Here is a 2,099-nt window from a genome sequence, read left to right as displayed (position 1 = left end):
TAGCCCATGATGAATTCGTCCACGGCGTTGTCAATGACCTCCTTGAGGAGGACATAGATGCCGTCGTCGTACTGGGTGCCGTCGCCCACCCGGCCGATGTACATTCCCGTGCGCTTGCGGATGTGTTCCAGCGCGGACAGCGTCTGGATCTTGCTTTCGTCGTAGAGATGGGTGGACTTGGCCATGGGGGAATGCTCAGCGGGTCATGAAATCAAACGCGGGGCGGAAACGCAATCGCAACCCGCCGGCCGCCGCTTCAAAAGTATAATGTATAGACTTCACCCTCCGGGAGGGTGAAGTCTATACATTTAACATTTGGCTCAAAGCCGCCAGAGGTAGAGGCGGCGGGGGACGGCGGCGGCGGACAGCAGGGCGTGGAGGCCAGGGATGGGGCTTTTCGCGCCGAACAGCTTTTCAAAGAGGCCGGTTTCGTCGCGGTAGGTCACCACCCGGACGGTTTCCACGCCGAGGAGGCCGGCGGTTTCGGCCAGCGCATCCTCCCAGTAGCCGATGGCATCCACCAGGCGCAGGTCCAGGGCCTCGCGGGCAGTGAACAGCCGGCCGTCGGCGAGAGCGCGCACCTTGGTTTTGGAGAGGTTCCGGCCTTCGGCGACCAGTTCCACGAAGCGATCATGCATGGTGTCCACGGCGGTCTGCAGCAGCCGGACCTGCTCGGGATCCACCGGGTGGAAGGGATTGAGCATGTCCTTGTTGCGGCCGGACTTGATGGTGGTGTCGGTCACGCCCAGCTTTTCGCCGAGCCCCTGGATGTTGAGGGTCTGCATCAGCACACCGATGGAGCCGACCATGGCGGTGGGCTGGGCGACGATGCGGTCGGCGGGCAGGGCGATATAGAACCCGCCCGACGCCGCCAGGTCATGCACCAGGACGGTAATGACGCGGCCGTCCCGGCTTTCCTTGAACCGCATCAGCTCGCGGTGGATTTCGTCCGAGGCGGTGACTTCGCCGCCGGGCGAATCAATTTCCAGAAGGATGCCGGCGACATCGTCATCCTGCCGCGCGGCGCGGATCTGGCGGAGGGTGGCGTCGACGGGGTCGGTGCTGCCGAAGAGTCCGCCGTCGAGCTGGCGGGTCAGAATGCCGGTAAAGGCGATGCGCACGACCTTGGCGGTGCCGGTTCCCCAGGAATGGGTCTCGGCGAAGGACGGAAATTCGTCCTCGCCCTGCGTAGAGGGGCCGGAGCGGGACGAGCCGGCGAGGACGCCGACGGCGGCCAGGTTGATCAGCAGACTGAGGCCCAGGATGGCGGCGAGGGCGGCAATGGCGGCCCAGAAGGGCCAATGGCGGCAGGCGGGTCGGCTGGGAGTCATGACAATTCCTCGTTTCATGCGGTGAAGCATCCTAGCAGGCCGGGGCGGCCAAGGGAATGAAAAGCGTAGAGCCGCTTGCAAAACTCCGTTTTACCCGCGCCGGATTCAGAATCCAGGATTCAGGATTCAGAATGAACAGCCACTGAACCGTCTCCTGGCATTGCGACATTCTGACTCCTGAATACTCTCTTGCAACAATTCCGCAGGAGTTTGGCAAGCGGCCCGTAATTTTGGGATTCAGCGGGGCGGCCGGGTGGAGTAAGGTAAGCTTCATGCACATCGCCTACTACATCACGGCGCACGGCTACGGCCACGGGGTGCGGTCGTGCGACATTCTCGCGGCGCTGCTGGCGCGGCATTCGGACATCCGGGTGACGGTCACGACCGACCTGCCTGAGGTGTTCCTTAGCAGCCGCCTGCAGGAAGCGGACGGCCGCCTGACGGTCCGTCCGGGGGCTTTCGATGTGGGCATGGTGCAGAAGGATTCGATCCGGGTGGATGTGGACGCGACGCTGGACGAGGCTCTGGAGCTGGCGGCCGAGCGGCCGGTGCTGGTGGACATCGAGGCGGAGTTCCTGCGCGGGGAGGGAGCGGACCTGGTCGTGGCCGACATTCCGTCCATTCCGCTCGAAGCCGCGGCCGAGGCCGGCCTGCCGGCCGTGGCCGTCGGCAATTTCTCCTGGGACTGGATTTATGCGCCGTTCACGGCGCGCGATCCGCGCTGGCTCCGGGTGATCAATCTGTTCGAGCAGGGCTACCGCCAGGCGC

The 2,099-nt window shown here is 64.4% G+C and carries 3 protein-coding genes; 1 reads left to right on the top strand and 2 read right to left on the bottom strand.

Annotated elements, in window-relative coordinates; translation table 11 throughout:
- Together GXY15_16475 and sppA are read right to left on the bottom strand one after the other, a co-directional pair.
- Nucleotides 1–185 (bottom strand): type IIA DNA topoisomerase subunit B (locus GXY15_16475; GenBank protein ID NLV42808.1); only part of this gene is annotated, 185 nt, incomplete at its 3' end.
- Nucleotides 186–320: 135 nt separating this feature from the next.
- Complete coding sequence (sppA, locus tag GXY15_16470) at nucleotides 321–1,349, bottom strand: signal peptide peptidase SppA (GenBank protein ID NLV42807.1); 1,029 nt, start codon at nucleotides 1,347–1,349, stop codon at nucleotides 321–323.
- 254 nt (nucleotides 1,350–1,603) lie between these two features.
- On the opposite strand from sppA, the gene GXY15_16465 reads away from it, so the two are divergent.
- Nucleotides 1,604–2,099, top strand: a 496-nt coding sequence (locus GXY15_16465; GenBank protein NLV42806.1) for a hypothetical protein, incomplete at its 3' end; no start/stop codon positions are given.

It is taken from the genome of Candidatus Hydrogenedentota bacterium (assembly GCA_012730045.1).
In the GTDB taxonomy this organism is placed as follows: domain Bacteria; phylum Hydrogenedentota; class Hydrogenedentia; order Hydrogenedentales; family CAITNO01; genus JAAYBR01.
Note: the sequence above shows the minus strand (reverse complement) of the source record. Positions and strands in the feature narration are given on the sequence as shown.

Coding starts and splice junctions, on each gene's coding strand:
- sppA (NLV42807.1), bottom strand. CDS start 1,349: ATGAAACGAGGAATTGTCATGACTCCCAGCCGACCCGCCTGCCGCCAT.